General features: G+C 65.1%; 16 protein-coding genes. 13 read left to right on the top strand and 3 right to left on the bottom strand.

The annotated features are described in order from the left end of the window. Positions 1–312 precede the first annotated feature (312 nt). The 4 genes from AC4AMJ_RS00150 (at position 313) to AC4AMJ_RS00165 (ending at position 3,031) form a co-directional block, all read left to right on the top strand. Positions 313–1,227: an alpha/beta hydrolase gene (locus AC4AMJ_RS00150; RefSeq protein ID WP_489916512.1), complete on the top strand. Its 915-nt coding sequence runs from the start codon at positions 313–315 to the stop codon at positions 1,225–1,227. A gap of 101 nt (positions 1,228–1,328) precedes the next feature. Further along, positions 1,329–1,859, top strand: coding sequence for a cupin domain-containing protein (locus AC4AMJ_RS00155; protein WP_489916514.1), 531 nt, complete (start codon positions 1,329–1,331; stop codon positions 1,857–1,859). Further along, positions 1,856–2,179, top strand: a complete 324-nt coding sequence (locus AC4AMJ_RS00160) for a carboxymuconolactone decarboxylase family protein (protein ID WP_489916516.1) — start codon at positions 1,856–1,858, stop codon at positions 2,177–2,179. Before AC4AMJ_RS00155 ends, AC4AMJ_RS00160 begins: the two co-directional genes overlap by 4 nt. A gap of 120 nt (positions 2,180–2,299) precedes the next feature. Continuing rightward, entirely contained in the window at positions 2,300–3,031 is a 732-nt protein-coding gene (locus AC4AMJ_RS00165; protein ID WP_489916518.1) for an acyl-CoA thioesterase domain-containing protein, read from the top strand. Here the strand turns inward: AC4AMJ_RS00165 and AC4AMJ_RS00170 are convergent. Genes AC4AMJ_RS00170 through AC4AMJ_RS00180 form a run of 3 tightly spaced genes read right to left on the bottom strand, consistent with a single transcriptional unit; the run spans position 3,005 to position 6,592 of the window. Further along, positions 3,005–4,312 (bottom strand): MFS transporter, encoded by a 1,308-nt coding sequence (locus AC4AMJ_RS00170; RefSeq protein WP_489897588.1) that lies wholly within the window; start codon positions 4,310–4,312, stop codon positions 3,005–3,007. The genes AC4AMJ_RS00165 and AC4AMJ_RS00170 overlap by 27 nt on opposite strands. 15 nt (positions 4,313–4,327) lie before the next feature. Further along, positions 4,328–5,740, bottom strand: a complete 1,413-nt coding sequence (locus AC4AMJ_RS00175) for an MmgE/PrpD family protein (protein WP_489916520.1) — start codon at positions 5,738–5,740, stop codon at positions 4,328–4,330. Between the two features lie 60 nt (positions 5,741–5,800). Next, on the bottom strand, positions 5,801–6,592 hold the full coding sequence (locus tag AC4AMJ_RS00180) for an IclR family transcriptional regulator (protein WP_489897586.1): 792 nt from the start codon (positions 6,590–6,592) through the stop codon (positions 5,801–5,803). 105 nt (positions 6,593–6,697) lie between these two features. Here AC4AMJ_RS00180 and AC4AMJ_RS00185 point away from each other — a divergent pair, with 105 nt between their 5' ends. The 9 genes from AC4AMJ_RS00185 (at position 6,698) to AC4AMJ_RS00225 (ending at position 15,480) form a co-directional block, all read left to right on the top strand. Then, complete coding sequence (locus tag AC4AMJ_RS00185) at positions 6,698–7,411, top strand: nitroreductase (RefSeq protein ID WP_489916523.1); 714 nt, start codon at positions 6,698–6,700, stop codon at positions 7,409–7,411. A gap of 54 nt (positions 7,412–7,465) precedes the next feature. Then, positions 7,466–7,834, top strand: coding sequence for a DUF2255 family protein (locus AC4AMJ_RS00190; RefSeq protein ID WP_489897584.1), 369 nt, complete (start codon positions 7,466–7,468; stop codon positions 7,832–7,834). Between the two features lie 127 nt (positions 7,835–7,961). Continuing rightward, positions 7,962–8,495 carry a cupin domain-containing protein gene (locus AC4AMJ_RS00195; protein WP_489897583.1) on the top strand — a complete coding sequence of 178 codons (534 nt, stop codon included), beginning with the start codon at positions 7,962–7,964 and terminating at the stop codon, positions 8,493–8,495. A 28-nt stretch (positions 8,496–8,523) separates the two neighbouring features. Next, entirely contained in the window at positions 8,524–9,594 is a 1,071-nt protein-coding gene (locus AC4AMJ_RS00200) for a zinc-dependent alcohol dehydrogenase family protein (RefSeq protein WP_449738417.1), read from the top strand. 56 nt (positions 9,595–9,650) lie between these two features. Further along, positions 9,651–11,117 (top strand): aldehyde dehydrogenase, encoded by a 1,467-nt coding sequence (locus tag AC4AMJ_RS00205; protein ID WP_489897582.1) that lies wholly within the window; start codon positions 9,651–9,653, stop codon positions 11,115–11,117. A 24-nt stretch (positions 11,118–11,141) separates the two neighbouring features. Further along, entirely contained in the window at positions 11,142–12,530 is a 1,389-nt protein-coding gene (locus AC4AMJ_RS00210) for an MmgE/PrpD family protein (RefSeq protein WP_489916525.1), read from the top strand. Between the two features lie 99 nt (positions 12,531–12,629). After that, the gene (locus tag AC4AMJ_RS00215; protein WP_489916527.1) at positions 12,630–13,811 is read left to right on the top strand and encodes a CaiB/BaiF CoA transferase family protein; all 1,182 of its coding nucleotides are present in this window, start codon (positions 12,630–12,632) and stop codon (positions 13,809–13,811) included. A 57-nt stretch (positions 13,812–13,868) separates the two neighbouring features. After that, positions 13,869–14,762 carry an HpcH/HpaI aldolase/citrate lyase family protein gene (locus tag AC4AMJ_RS00220; protein WP_489916529.1) on the top strand — a complete coding sequence of 298 codons (894 nt, stop codon included), beginning with the start codon at positions 13,869–13,871 and terminating at the stop codon, positions 14,760–14,762. Between the two features lie 244 nt (positions 14,763–15,006). After that, a complete protein-coding gene (locus AC4AMJ_RS00225; protein ID WP_489897578.1) occupies positions 15,007–15,480 on the top strand; it encodes a MaoC family dehydratase in 474 nt (157 codons plus the stop codon). Positions 15,481–15,505: the final 25 nt, after the last annotated feature.

Below are 15,505 nucleotides of genomic sequence, written 5' to 3' on the forward strand. Positions count from 1 at the left end.
GCGACCTAGGTCACATTATATGTTATGCATAATGCTGGCAATGATGAGCCGGGAGGTTATCGATCACCGAGAAACCGTCTCCGGCGCCGCCGGTCGAATAGGTTTCCAGCCAAGGGCAACATCTGCTGGTCGAGTAGGTTCCGAGCTTGCCTGGCGGCTCGTCGGCGACTCGACCGGCGGTTGGGGCAGTGCGAGACAGGGGCCACCAGTACCCCGTATGAACAGCATCTGCCTGCTGCGCCCCGAGATGGGCAACATGGTTGTCGGCAGCCGAGAGACCTCGGACACTGACACGATCTCAGGAGCACCGACGTGGATGCAGTCTCATTTCCCAACGGCCCGATCAGCATGGCGGGCAACCTCTTTCTCCCTGCGGGCTTCAACGCGAATGGCAGCTATGCCGCGTTGGTGACGGTTCATCCGGGCGGTGGGGTGAAAGAGCAAACTGCGGGCCTCTACGCGACCAAGTTCGCCGACGAAGGCTTCGTGACCCTCGCCTTCGACGCCTCGTTCCAGGGCGAGAGCGGCGGCGAACCCCATCATCTCGAGGATCCGTACGCCCGTGTCGAGGACGTGCGCGCGGCCGTCGACTACCTGCAGTCGCTGGACTATGTGGATTCCGGCCGGATCGGGGTGGTCGGCATCTGTGCCGGCGGCGGCTACGCGATCAACGCCGCGATGACCGATCATCGGGTCAACGCCGTCGCCACCGTGAGTGCACTGAACATCGGTACCGCGTGGCGCGAGGGCTGGTATGGGCTCGACCCGGACTCGGCCGCCGTGCCGATGCTCGACCAGGTCGCGCAGCAGCGCACCGCCGAGGCCGAAGGCGCCGACATGGCGACCGCACCATATGTGCCGGCCGAGCCGGACAGCGACACCCCGTACGACCTCGCGCAGGCATCGGAGTACTACCTGACTCCGCGGGCCCAGCACCCGAACGCGCAGAACAAGTATCTGCTGTCAGCGAGTATCCCCCGCATCATGGGCTTCGACGCGTTCAACCTCGTCGAGGACCTGTTCACCCAGCCGGTCATCATGGTGGCGGGCAGCGAGGCCGGATCACTCTGGCACTCAACGGAACTGCACGCGAAGCTGAACAGCATCAAGAAGCTCGTGGTTGTCGACGGCGGTACGCACATGGACTTCTACGACGTGCCCAAGTACGTCGACCGCGCGGTCAGCGAGATCACGCCATTCCTGTCCGAGCACCTGGGCGCCGAGTGACGAACAGCAGTTGCAGATGCTGTCGTCCTCGGTACTGGCGGTGATCAATGACTGGCGATACATTATGTATAATGCGAAACGCGCCGCCAGAGGAGGTCTTGATGAGTGAGAAGCAGTCCGTGCACACCGCCCGGGTCGTGGTGTCAGGAGTCGATGCAGCGCACCGGTCGACGGTGGTCAGCGATGGTGACACCGCGACCTGGGCGAAGCGCCCGGACGGCTCACTGGTCATGGATCTCTGGCGGACCGAAGCGCTGCCGGTTCGAGTTGGCGCCGACAATACGCTGACCGGCGAGGTGGTCGATGTTCCGCGGGGCGGTCTGGTGGTGCGCATGTGCACGTTCGCGCCCAACAGCGACATGGACGCGGCGGCCTATTCGGTTGCGATCGCGGACGTATACGGCGAGCAGCCGGAGTCCGGCGACGTCGACGGAGTCCCGGGTATGCATCGAACCGATTCTGTCGATGTCGTGACCGTCGTCTCCGGAGAGATCTATGCCGTGCTCGAAACCACGGAGACACTCCTGCGTGCCGGGGACAGCTTTGTGCAACGCGGCACCGTGCACGCCTGGCACAATCGGTCGGGAGCGCCGGCGACGGTGGTGTCGACGATGATGGCGGCGCACAGATGACCGAACAGACCTCGGCTTCGCAGCAACTCGTCGGTGGTATCACGCCCAAACTTGCCGATCTCACCGACGCGGTCCTGTTCGGCGATATGTGGGCGAGGAAGCAGCTGTCACCGCGCGACCGCAGCCTCGTCACGGTCGCCGCGTTGATCACTGCGTACCGGCCGGATCAGCTGCGGTCGCACCTGAAACGCGCGCTCGACAATGGTGTGGCAGTTGACGAACTGAGCGAGGTCGTGACACATCTTGCGTTCTACGCGGGCTGGGCGAGTGCGGTCAGTGCGGCCGTTATCCTACAAGAGGTGGTCGCACAGCGCGACTGATCGCGTGGCACGAAGGGGATGTTCGTGAGGGCTCCGGCACTCTTCCATCGCATTGATCAGGACGGACGGGAAGTATTCATTCCCCAACCGCTTGCCGCGAGCGGTTGGGGATCCGACCACATGCGGGGTATCGCGACCAGTGGCGCTTTGGCGCGGGCCGTCGAGCAGACGCTTGCAGGACTTGATCGTGACGAATTACGTCCTGTCCGTTGGACACTGGATCTATTCCGGGTGGCCCGAATGGTGCCGTCCGCAGTTCGCGTCGACGTCGTTCGACTCGGTCGACGGATATGTCTGCTCGACGCCGCGCTCATCCAGGACGATCGGCCCGTCGCGAGGGCAAGCGCGCTGTGCCTTGCCGCCGGCACCAATCCCGGCGGCACGGTCTGGGCGCCGGGTCGAGTTCCGGAACCGCCTGCTGGTGACGTTCTCCGGCCGGATGAGGCGGAGAGGTTGTATCGCAGCGGCGCCGAGCGGTGGGTACCGCCGCGTGAGGCACCATATGACGTGAGGCAGAAAGTGCTGTGGCAGTTCCCGATCCCCGTTACTGATGATGCCGATCCGACGCCATTCCAGATGGCGGCGTGCGCGGCCGATCTCGCCAGTGCCACCACGAATCTCGGGACGGCCGGGCTTGAGTACGTGAACGCCGATGCCACGATGACGGTCGGACGAATGCCGAGTGGCCTCGAGATCGGTCTCGAGGCCACCGACCGTGTGGAGTGCGATGGGATCGCGGTGGGCACGGCCCGGATGTTCGACCGCTCCGGCGTCTTCGGCACGGTTACCGTCAGCGCGCTGGAGAATGCGGCCCACGCAGTTGACCTACGGCAACACGGGCACGGAATCTGATTTCGGTACAACGTGTTCTGAGCTCACTGCGGATCGCCGCCGACCAAGCGCGGGCACCATCAGCGCCGAGGTGCCCGCCGCGACGGCCAGCGGGATGACCGTGAACAGATAGAGCTGGCTCGGAGTGATCACCGACAGTGCGAATCCGGCGATCGCCGGTGCCACGATCGCACCGGCGCGACCCACGCCGAGCATCGTTCCGTAGCCCTTGGCGCGCGCCAGAACCGGATAGGCGAGTGGGATCATCGCGGTGTATCCGCACATCGCCGCGAAGACGGCAACACCGAGGGCGGCGGCGAAGATGTACGCCGATGCGTGGGGGAGCAGCAGCGCGAAGCCGAGCAGCGACACTATGGTGGCCGAGGAGAAGATCCAGGTCATCGTGCTCGCCTTGTAGCGCAAGCCCAGAACTGCGAAAGTGATGGCGCCGACGAGGGTTCCGAGGCCCACGATGAGCCCCGCCGTCGCGCCGGTACCTTTGTCGCCGGTGGCGTCGGTGATCAGCTGCGGAGTCCAGGTACCGATGAAGTTGAACGCGGCTGCCAGCATCGTGTAGCCGACACAGAGCAGAACAGTGCGCACCCACAGTTCGCGGCCCAACAGTGCAGGAGCTGTCTCGGTTCGCTGGGTGGGTTCGGCAACGGGTGCGGTGGTGCGTGTGCGGAACGCTGCGGATTCCGGAATGCCGAGATAGGCGGCGACCAGGGCGATCATCGAAGCAGCTGCACCCAACCAGAACAGGGCGTGCCAGTTCTCGCCGACCAACGCGACAATGGACACGCTTCCCAGCCCGGCGAGCGTGGTCCCCAAGGGATACCCGACCATCACGAGCCCGGTGGACAGGCTTCGGTGCGACGGCGGTGAACTCTCCTGCGCGACGACAACGATGACCACACTGATCATGCCGACGCCCACGCCGGTGATGAATCGTGCCGCCATGAGCATCTCAGCGTTCACCGACAGCGCCGAGATACCCAGTCCGACAATGTTGATCAGGATGCCGGCGAGCCCGACCGCACGACGACCGACGACGTCGGCGAACCGCGCGAGCCCGATCGCGCCGACCGCCATGCCGACCAACGCCAGGCTGATGATCAGCCCCTTCTGGCCGTCGGTGGCGAAACCAGCCGGGAGGTGGGGTAGTGCGAATCCGATGATGAACAGGTCGAAGCCGTCGATCATGTTGATGAACATGCACAGGATGACGATGCCGAAGGCTCGGATTCCGATGCGGGACTGCGGCGATGGCAGGCCTGGGTCGGCGGTGGTGAATGAGTTCATGGTTGGTCCTCAGGGTCAGGCGGTGTGGTCGGGGGTCAGCGGGAGTAGTAGGTCGTCGACGACATCGACGCTGTGTTCGAGTTCGAGGACGTGCTTGAGGATTGATTCCTGGACATCGATGCTCACCGGGAACACCGAGTAGGGGACGCACAGGCGGAACTTGTCGATGAAGTCCTGCTCGCTGAACGGGTTGTCGGGATGGCCCTTCACATAGACGTGTTCGGTGTCGATCTGCCGGCCATCGCGGAGTGTGGTGTGCACACGCGCGCCCCAGTCCGACACGGCCGGCACCTCTTCGGCGGTGATCCGGGTCATCAGTTCCCGAACATCGGTACGTGCTCGCGATTGCACGCTGTACGAGTCGAGGAAGACCTGCTGGTCGAAGGCGGCCGTCGCCACCGCGTAGGGCAGGCTGAACTGGCACTCGGGAACCGTCTGGGGATCCCATTTGCGGTCCAGCGGCTCGCAGACCGCTCGCCACCCCGACGTCGACACCTCGATGTGGATGCTCGCGATGTCGTCGGCGGAGAAGTTGTGATCGTGCATCTGCCCGATGATGCCGTCGATCGAGGAATGGGAGAAGTAGCACGCGCTGTAGCCCTTGGTCGTGATCCGGGTCATCTCCCAGTGCTCACCGAGGCCCCGCGTCAGCGCGTCAGGGTCGGTCTCCCAGTGTGCGGTACGCAGGAAGCCGTTGGGGCCCAGCAATACCGACTCCCGAGGTCCGGTGATGCCCTTCTGCACGAGAAGGCATGCGGTGATCGCGGACTGACAGACCAGGCCGTGATGGACGCGGACCATGAGTGTGGCCGGAGCGTAGATGCCCATGGTGTGAGGCTGGGTCATGGTGCGGGCGATGCCCTGGGCGTTCTCGAGCTGTTCGGCCGATAGTCCGATGAGCTTGCCGACGGCCGCTACCGCACCGAAAATGTAGTGGCCGCCGCAGTCGTTGGACTTCACCGCGGTACTGATGACCTTGTAGGCCGATCCGATCCGGATGAGGATCTCTTGTCCGACCACCAGAGCGGCAAGAAAGTCCTTTCCGCTCAAACTTTCCCGTAGTCCCGTGGCAGCGAGCAGACTCGCGACGATGTACTCGCTGATGTGGCCGGCCTCCTCGTGGAGATCACCACAATCCATGGCGCGTGGCATCGGCCCGATGGCGAGTGCGGCGTCCGCGGCCGGAACCCGCCCGCCGTAGAAGGGCAACGGAGTCTGCTCGATACCACCCTTCTCCTTCACCAGCTCGACGATCTCCGGGATGCCGTCCATCCCCGACCCCCCGATCATCACGCCTATGGCGTCGAGCAGGGTGTGCTTGGCATGGGTGATCACCTCGTCGGGAAGATCGTCGTAGGTCGTCTCCAGTGCCATCCGGCAGAGCGTCGACATCGGATCTTCGGAGTTCTGGATGGTGAAAGCTGTCATGCTGCGATGGTGTGGCATCCGTCACGACCGCAACACCCGGTTTCTCGATCAGCGAGAAGGCTACTTCACCTCGGTCGCGTGTCGCAGGCGCTGCTTGAGCAGCGTCACCTCGGGGTCGGTCACCTGGCGTGCAGCACCCGACCGCACGGCGCGCGCGATACCGCGGGCGGTAGTGTGCATGGCGGGCAGAAGGTCCGACGGCACACCCACCTCAGAGGGCTTGGTCACCGACAGCGCGGCAAACGCGGTGCCGTCCTCGCGGAGGATGGGCACCGCGACCCCGGTGGAATCCAGGTACATCCAGCGCGGGAGGACTGCGTGGCCGACGCGGCGGGCGTCATCGACGATGCGTCGCAGTTCACCGCGGTCGACCACCGTGTGCACCGTGAATAGGGTGACCTTGCAGGTCTCCAGGATCTGGGCGCGGACATCGGGTGGGGCGAAGGCGGTCAGGACGATCCCGGGGGATGACGCCAGTGCCGGCAGCCGGACCCCGGGTTGGGTCACGTTGGTGGCGCTGGGCCGTCGCGGCGTCAAGGTCTCGACATTCACCACGTCGTTACGGTCGAGAACCGACAGCAACGTCGGCTCGCCGACCACGGCCAGCAGGTCCTCCATATACGGAAGTGCGATGTCGCGGAGGTTCAACACTGGTGTCGAGCGTGCCGCGATCTCCCACAGGCGCATCCCGATGCGCAGCGTGAAATCCTTGTCGCGCTCCAGAATTCTGGTGCGAACCAGTTCGTTGACGATGCGGTGGGTCGACGGCATCGGGATGCCCGTGCTGCGCGCGATCCCGGATGCGGTCATGGGGGTGCCGGCGTTCTTGAGAGCCTCAAGCACCTCGATCACGCGATCTATCATCGATTCATTGCGCGCTGTCATCGCATTCACCCTGCTCCCGTCAAGCTTAGACACGCCCTGGACGCACGATAATGCACTATGTATTATTTTGGAATGGCCGCAACCAACGAAACCACCCTGTCGTCCGCGGTGGATCCCGCCGCCGATGTGCTCAGTCAACTCCTCGACGAGCGGTGGAGTTGCCGCGCCTTCGAGTCCCGCGACGTTCCTCGTGATCTCATCGAACGACTCCTGAACACGGCACAACGATCGGCCTCCTGGTGCAACACCCAGCCGTGGCAGGTCGTCGTGACCTCCGGCGATGCCACCGAACGGCTACGCACCGCGCTCGGTGAGCACGTGCGCAGCCATCCGGGCCAGTCCTTCGACTTCCCCGCGCCCGCGGAGTACACGGGGGTCTACCGTGACCGTCGCCGGGAGAGCGGTTGGCAGCTCTACGAGGCGGTCGGCGTGGCGCGCGGCGACCGCGAGGCGTCGGCGCGGCAGGCCTTCGAGAACTTCCGCTTCTTCGGCGCCCCGCACGTCGCCCTCATCACCACCGATGCCGAGCAGGGCACCTACGGCGCCGTCGATGCCGGCCTGTACGTCGCCACCTTCCTGCTCGTCGCCCGCAGCCTGGGCATCGCGACCATCCCGCAGGCCGCACTTGCCGGGCAATCCGACTTCTTCCGCGAGTACTTCGGTATCCCCGACGACCGTAAAGTGTTGGTGGGCATCTCCTTTGGCTACGCCGACGAAGCCCACCCGGCGAACAGCTACCGCACCTCGCGGGCGCCCTTGGAACAAGTGGTCACCTGGGCCGATTAGCGAGGGTACTCGCAGCAACTCCCTAACCGGAGTCGGCGTGGTTAGCCTCGTTCTATGACCTGGAACACACAACAACTCGACCGCATCGGCGGCAGCGAAGAACTGCATATCACCAGCTATCGCCAGGACGGTTCGCTCCGTAAATGGACGCCCATCTGGGTGGTTCGTGTCGACGACGACCTCTACATCCGCTCTGCCTATGGTGCCGATGGCGCGTGGTATCGCCATGCGACCGCCGGCACCGCGCGCGTTCAGGTCGGCGACATGGAATCCGATGCGATCCTGGAGAAGGTGACCGACTCCCAACTCAACGACCGGGTAGCCGAGGCCTATAAAGCGAAGTACCACAATCAGCCGGGCGCGCTGAAACCTATGCTCGACGCACCATCCGCGGCGTCGACGGTCCGCATCCTCTCTGCCTGAGACTGCAGGTCACAGCAGTCCCGTGCTATCCATTGACTCCGCATAATATATTAAGTAATGTGATGGCAGTCATACAAAGCCTTCTGATCAGCATCGATCACCCTCAACTCCCGAAAGCAGGAATGTCATGAGTGGAGAGCACCTCAGCGTCCAGTCGCGCATCGTCGTCTCCGGTCTCGACGCGGACGGCAAGTCGACCATCGTCTCCGATTCCGACAGCGTTGTCCGTACCGCGCAGCCGGGTTTCACCGTGAACGAGCTGTGGCAGATCGACAGCCTGCCCGCCAAGGTCAACAGCGAGTCGACCGTCGGCACCGAGCCCGTCCTCGATCCGCCCAACGGTGGCCTCGTGGTCCGGATCGCGGTGTTCCCGCCGGACAGCGAGTTTGACGCCGAGGCATATGCCGCGTCGCTCGACGCCTTCCATGGCGGTGACTCCCACGGCGGCGCCGGTGAGGAAGCGGCCGCGGTGTGGCACGAGACCGACACCGTCGACGTGGTCACCATCATCGAGGGTGAACTGTATGCGGTCACCGAGACCGGCGAGACGTTGCTGAAGCCGGGCGACACCTTCGTCACCCGCGGCGTCAAGCACATCTGGAGCAACCGCACCGAGAATCCGGTCACGCTCGTCGCGACCATGGTGAGCGGCACGCGCTGAGCGCGGGCACGGCAGGAGGAGCAGAGCAATGCGCGGAGTGGTCTTCAAGGGCGACCGTGAACTCGAGGTCACCGATTTCCCCGATCCCACACCCGGACCCGACGATGTGGTCATCGAGATCAAGGCGTCTGGTCTGTGCGGCAGCGACCTGAAGTTCTATCGTGATCCGCCGGGAGCGGCGCTGAAGGCGTTGGGCTTCAAGGACTTCGCCTCCCGCGGCATGGACGAGAACCCGGCGATCATCGCCGGCCACGAGCCGTGCGGTGTGGTGGCCGAGATCGGCTCGAACGTCAACCCGCAGAGCTTCACGCCGGGCGACCGCGTCATGGTCTTCCACTACGACGGCTGCGGCTACTGCGACCTCTGCCGCACCGGCTGGACGCAGATGTGTGAACAGGGTGCCACCATCTACGGCGCCACCGCGCACGGCGGTCATGCCACCTACATGGTGGTGCCGGCCCGCACCCTGGTCCACATGCCGGAGGGCATCTCGTTTTCGGCGGGTGCGGCCATCGCGTGTGGCACCGGTACCGCGTTCGGGGCGCTCAAGCGCGCCGACGTGACCGGCCGCGACACCGTCGCCGTGTTCGGCCTCGGTCCCATCGGGCAGTCGACGATCCAGTTCGCCAAGGCCATGGGTGCCGAGGTGATCGCCGTCGACATCGCCGCCGACCGCGTGGCCGCCGCCAAGGGGCTCGGCGCGCACCACGTCATCGACTCCAGCAGCACCGATCCCATCGAGGCGATCCGCGAGATCACCGGCGGCAAAGGGGCATCGGTGGCCATCGAGACCTCCGGCGCACCCGTCGCCCGCGCCGCGGCCACCCGCGCTCTCGGCGTCTGGGGTCGGATCGCGCTCGTCGGCCTCGGCGGCAACATCGACCTCGACGTGTCGCCCGACATCGTGATCAAGCAGATCTCGATCATCGGGTCCTACACCTTCTCCAACGTGGGGATGGGGGAGTGCGCCCGCTTCGTCGCCGCGCACGACATCGACGTCGACGCAGTGTTCACCGACCGCTGGAACATCGAAGACGCGGAAGAGGCCTACAAGGAATTCGACAAGCAGACGCGCGGCAAGGCCGTTATCGAGTTCTGACGAATCGCGGCGCTGGGATAGCGACGCTGAGTTATCTGTGTGGCAAGGAGAACGTCATGGTGTGGCAAGGCAACTTCGACAAGCTGTTCATCGGTGGAATATGGGTGGACCCCGAGTCCGCCGAGACCTTCGCGGTGATCTCACCGTCGACCGAGGAAGTCATCGCGAGGGTGCCGCAGGGCACCACCGCCGACATCGACAAGGCGGTCGCCGCGGCGCGTGCCGCATTCGACCACGGGCCGTGGCCGCGGATGTCGCTGGACGAGCGAATCGCTGTGCTGCGCAGACTCAGTGCGAAACTCGAGGAGAAACAGGACATCGCCGCCGAACTGGTGAGCGCCGAAATGGGTTGCCCCATCACGCTGTCGACCAAGATGCAGTCGATCGGTCCGCGCATGCTGCTCGACAGCTTCATCGAGCTCGCCCCGCAGTACCCGTGGCAGGACATCCGGCAGTCGGTCACCGGCAACGCTCTGGTCACTCGGGAGCCGGTCGGGGTGGTCGCGGCCATCGTGCCGTGGAACGCACCGCTGCTGATCACCATGATCAAGCTGGCGCCGGCACTGCTGGCTGGCTGCACGATGATCGTGAAGCCGACCCCGCAGACTCCGCTGGACGCCTACTTCCTCGCCGACCTGCTCGCCGAGGTCGGGCTGCCCGACGGTGTGGTCAACGTGGTGCCCGCCGACCGCGACGTCAGCGAGTACCTGGTTCGCCACCGTGGCGTCGACAAGGTGTCGTTCACCGGTTCCACCGCTGCCGGCCGCCGCATCGGCGCGATCTGCGGCGAGGACCTGCGACGGTGCACCTTGGAGCTGGGTGGCAAGTCGGCGGCGGTGTTGCTCGATAACGCCGACCTCGACCTGGCGATCCCGTCGATCCGGGCACTCTCGCTGCGCAACACCGGTCAGGTGTGCAGCAACAAGACCCGCATCGTGGTCGCGGCCTCGCGCCGAGATGAACTGCTCGACCGTCTCGTCGACATGGTTCATTCGATGCCGGTGGGTGATCCGTTCGACCCGGCCACCGAGATCGGTCCGGTGGCGAGTGCGGTGCAGCGTGATCGTGTCGAGGGCTATGTCAATGACGCCAAGGCCGCGGGGCTGAAACTCCTGGTGGGTGGCGGACGTCCGGATGGCCTGGACCGCGGCTTCTACGTGGAGCCGACGATCTTCGCGGACGTCGACCCGAACGCGAAGATCGCGCAGGAGGAGGTCTTCGGTCCGGTGCTGACCGTGCACACCTTCGGCGACGAGAACGAGGCGATCGACATCGCCAACAACTCCGAGTATGGGCTCAATGGTTCGGTGTTCACCGCAGACCCCGAACACGCTCTCGCGTTCGCCCGCAACATCCGCACCGGCACCGTCGAATTGAACGGCAGTGGGGTCGGCTTCCACGCGCCGATCGGTGGCTTCAAGCACAGCGGCATCGGTCGCGAAGCCGGACTCGAGGGCTTCGACGCCTACGTCGAACTCAAGTCGTACGGACTGCCGGCTGATCTGCTGGCGAAGCTTTCTTGACTCGTCTAAAGGAGAAGACCTTTCATGACCTCCATCGAAGAATCCGTCGCCCGGCTGGTCGTCGACCTCGACTACGACCAGCTCACTCCCAAGGCGCTCGAGGGCACCCGTCGCCTCATGCAGGATCAGCTCGGCCTGCAGGTCGGCTGCGCCACCCTGCCGTGGAGCCAGGCCGTCGTCGACCTGACCCGCCGCACCCATGCGCCCGGCACCGCTCGGGTCGCGCTATCCGGGGAGGCGATGAGCGCCGGCGACGCCGCGTTCGTCAACGCCACCTTCGGTCACAGCTTCGAGTACGACGACGCGCACGCGGCCAGCCTGAGTCACCCTGGGAGCGCGGTGATCTCGGCGGCACTCGCGGTCGGCGAAGAGATGGGCGCCACCATGGCCGACGTGATCGAGGGCATCGTCGCCGGGTATGAGGTCTACACCCGCATCGGCAGCCTCGCCTCTCCGGATCTGCTGCGCCGAGGCTTCCATCCGCACGCCGTGCTCTCCCCGTTCGGCACCGCCGCGGTGGTGGCGAAGATGCGCGGCTTCGACCTGCCGACCACTCTGAACGCTCTCGCCATCGCGTTCAGCCACTGCGCCGGCACCACCGAGTACACCTCGTCGGGTGGTTCGATCAAGCGCGTGCACTCGGGCATCGGTGCCCGCAACGGCATCCGTGCCGCGGAGATGGCCGAGGCCGGCATCACCGGACCGACCCGATTCCTGTCCGGCGCCAAGGGCTTCTTCCAGACCTTCGTCGTCAAGGACCTGAACGACGAAGACGCCGAGCGGTTTTCCCTGACGAGGCCGTACGAGATTGCCGATCCACTGTTCAAGCCGTATTGCTGCTGCGGTTTCAACCACGCCTTCATCGACGGCGCACGCCAACTCACCGACCGGGCCGCCGATATCGACCACGTCGACCTCGGGATCCGGGAGAGCGGCGACGTCGTCGTCGGCAACAGCAACGTCAATGCGTATGCGCCGCAACAGATCGAGCACCTGCAGTACAGTCTGCCGTTCCAGTTCGCGCTGTCGACGCTGGGCAAGGGCAACGGCTACGAGACCCATCGGCAGTACATGGCCGGCACCCTGGATCTGGGTCCCGACGGTGAGGTGGCCCAACTGGCGCAACGGCTGCGGATTCACGTCGACGCCGAACTCGACAAGAAGTATCCGACGAAGATGGTCGCTGACATCACCGCGACCTTCACCGACGGCTCCACCGAACATATCTTCGTCGAGGACTCCGTCGGATCGGCACCCAACCCGATGTCGCAGGCGGATTCGGACGCCAAGTTCCGTGACCTCACCACGACCAACCTCGGGGCGGCGCAGACCGAGGCGTTGCTGGCGGCGATCAAGAACACCGATCCGTCGGTGAAGGCTGCGGATCTGGTGGCGTTGCTCGTGGCCGGATAGGCAGGTGTGGGGCGAAGAGATTCGCCCCACACCCTTGTCTTTCAATTATAGATAATATATTCTTTGGTGACCGACGTCATACCAGACACAGGAGCGGACATGCAGCACAAACCCCTCGACGGGATTCGAATCCTCGAGATCGGCGGATATATCGCACTCCCGTTCGGCACCTCGATGCTCTGCTCGCTGGGAGCCGAGGTCGTCAAGGTGGAGAAGCCCGAGGTGGGCGAGGACTTCCGCCGGCTGCAGAACGACCAGAGCCCGTACTTCCGGCAGTACAACGCCGGTAAGCGCAGCCTCGCGGTCGACCTGAAGAAGCCCGAGGGCGTCGCCTTGGTCAAAGCGTTGATCCCGCATTTCGACGTGGTGCTGGAGAATCTGCGTCCCGGCAAGGCCGACGCACTCGGCCTGGGCCTGGAGGACTGCCGCGCACTGCGCCCCGACGTCGTCTACGGCTCGGTCACCGGCTTCGGCGAGGGTGGTCCGCTGGCCAACCGTCCCGCTTACGACACGATCGGCCACGCCTTCGGCGGCCTGTACTCGATCTTCGGCGACGCCGGCCATCCCCAGCTCGCCGGTGGTCTGTCCGCCGATTTGGTGACTGGGCTCTCGACCGCCACGGGCGTACTCGCGGCTCTCGTCGGACGCCTGAAGACCGGCGAGAGCCAGCACGTGCAGACCTCGATCATGGAGGCGGTCAGCGCGCTGACCACCGACTCGATCACCCAGGCCTTCGAACTCGGCAAGGACCCCGACCGGCAGAGCCGGCACCCGCAGGCGCAGAACTTCTGTGTGGAGACCTCCACCGGCGAGTTCATGGCCGTGCACCTGTCGTCGTCGCAGAAGTTCTGGCACGCCCTGTGTGCCGCGATGGAGCGGCCCGACCTGACCGAGGACCCGCGCTTCGCGATCTACCGGCCACGCGAGGCCAACTACTTCGAACTGGTCAAGATCGTCGAGGCCGAGTTCGCCACCCGCTCGTACGCGGAGTGGGAGAAGCGACTCACCGAACACGACGTGCCATTCGCCCCGGTACTCACCGTCACCGGCTACATCGAGAGCGAACAGGTGAAATGGCTGGAGCTCGCGGACATCCAGCCCGACGGACTGGCGCTGATGCGACCGCCGTGGCGCTTCGACGGGGAACGGCCCGAGCGCAATCCGCGCGCGCCGCGGGTCGGCGCGGACAGCCGTGCCGTCGCACGCGAGGTGTACTCCGAGGAGACCATCGACGGACTCGTCGCATCGGGTGTGCTCGACGACGACAGCTCGCAATCCTGATCCCGCCGAAGCCTTTCCCACACAGCGTGATCTGACTATTTCCACGAAGGAGAAACCGTGAATCCCTACCGTTCCATGCTGTTCGTCCCCGGCCACAAACCCAGCTGGGCCGACAAGGGCATTGCTTCCGGCGCCGACGCGGTGATCCTCGACCTCGAGGACTCGGTACCCGTCGCCGACAAGGACGAGGCACGCGTCACGGTCGCCGCCACCATCGACCGCCTGCATAACGACGGCATCCGCGCTGATGTGTGGGTTCGTCCCAACAGCAAGAGCAGCGGCATCCAGGCGCAAGATCTCGAGACTGTCGTCCGCCCCGGACTGGCGGGCCTGTTCCTGCCCAAGGTGTTCGACGCCGAGGAGATCGTCCGCATCGACGCGGTGGTCACCCACCTCGAAGAGGTGCGCGGCCTCGAACCCGGCACCGTCGGCCTGATCGTCAGCTACGAGACCGCTGTGTCGATGGCGCACTGCGAAGAGATCGCCGCCGCCAGTCCGCGTGTCTCGAGTCTTCTCGGGGCCACCGGTCCCAGCGCCGACGTCGGCCGCGAACTCGGCTTCGAGTTCACCCCCGGCGGGCTTGAGACCCTGTACCTGCGCAGCCGACTCGTGCTTGCCGCCCGCGCCGCCGGTCTGCACCACCCCGTCGCCGGTGTGTGGCAGGACATCAAGGACCTCGACGGCATGCGGCAGTTCTGCCTGGACAACCGGCAGCTCGGCTACCGCGGCATGGTGTGCATCCACCCCTCGCACATCGCCATCTCCAACGAGGTCTTCACCCCCGAACCTCAACTGGTCGACCGCTACCGCCGGATGATCGACGCCTTCCGTGAGGCCGAGGCGAAGGGCAGCGCCGCAGTCGATTTCGAGGGTCAGCACATCGACATTGCGCATGTGAAGACCGCTGAGGGAGTCATCGCGCTGGCGGACGCGGTGGGCGCTAACGCGTAGAGGCTGCGGGCGGATCTCGATGCGCTCGTCGCAAGCTCCTCGCTTACTCGATCAGCGAGAAGGGCACTCCGCCAGCCGAAGCCGCGACTCCCGCTGGTCGAGTAAGTGACCGAGCGCTAGCGAGGGAGCGCATCGAGACCACACACCCGTTGGTCGAGTAAGGCTCCGAGCGCTAGCGAGGCGCCGCATCGAGACCACCAGCGGAACCAAGAAAACACTATATTTTCAGGAAGGAACACCCATCATGCCCGGTCTGTATTTCGAAGAGTTCGAACCCGGTCAGGTCATTGAGCACGAAGTGCGTCGCACCGTCACCGAGACCGACAACGTGCTGTTCTCGACGATGACCCTCAACATGGCGCCGCTGCACCTGGATGCCGAGTACTCCAAGAACTCCATCCACGGGCAGCGCCTGATGAACAGCCTGTTCGTCCACGGCTTGGTCTGTGGCATCTCGATGCACGAGACCACCTACGGAACCACCCTGGGCAACCTGGGCTTCCAAGAGACCAAGTTCCCCAAGCCGGTGTTCCACGGCGACACCATCCGCGTGCGCACCGAGATCGTCGCCGTCCGCGAATCCAAGAGCCGCGACGACTCCGGCATCGTCACCTTCCGCCACCAGGGCATCAACCAGCGCGACGAGGTCGTCTGCGACACCACCCGCGTCGGCCTGATGATCAAGAAATCCAGCCTGGCGCAGGCACAGCCGGCCTGACCGGCCCCCGACCGCAACGAGTGGA

Source organism: Gordonia sp. LMA484 (assembly GCF_058129505.1).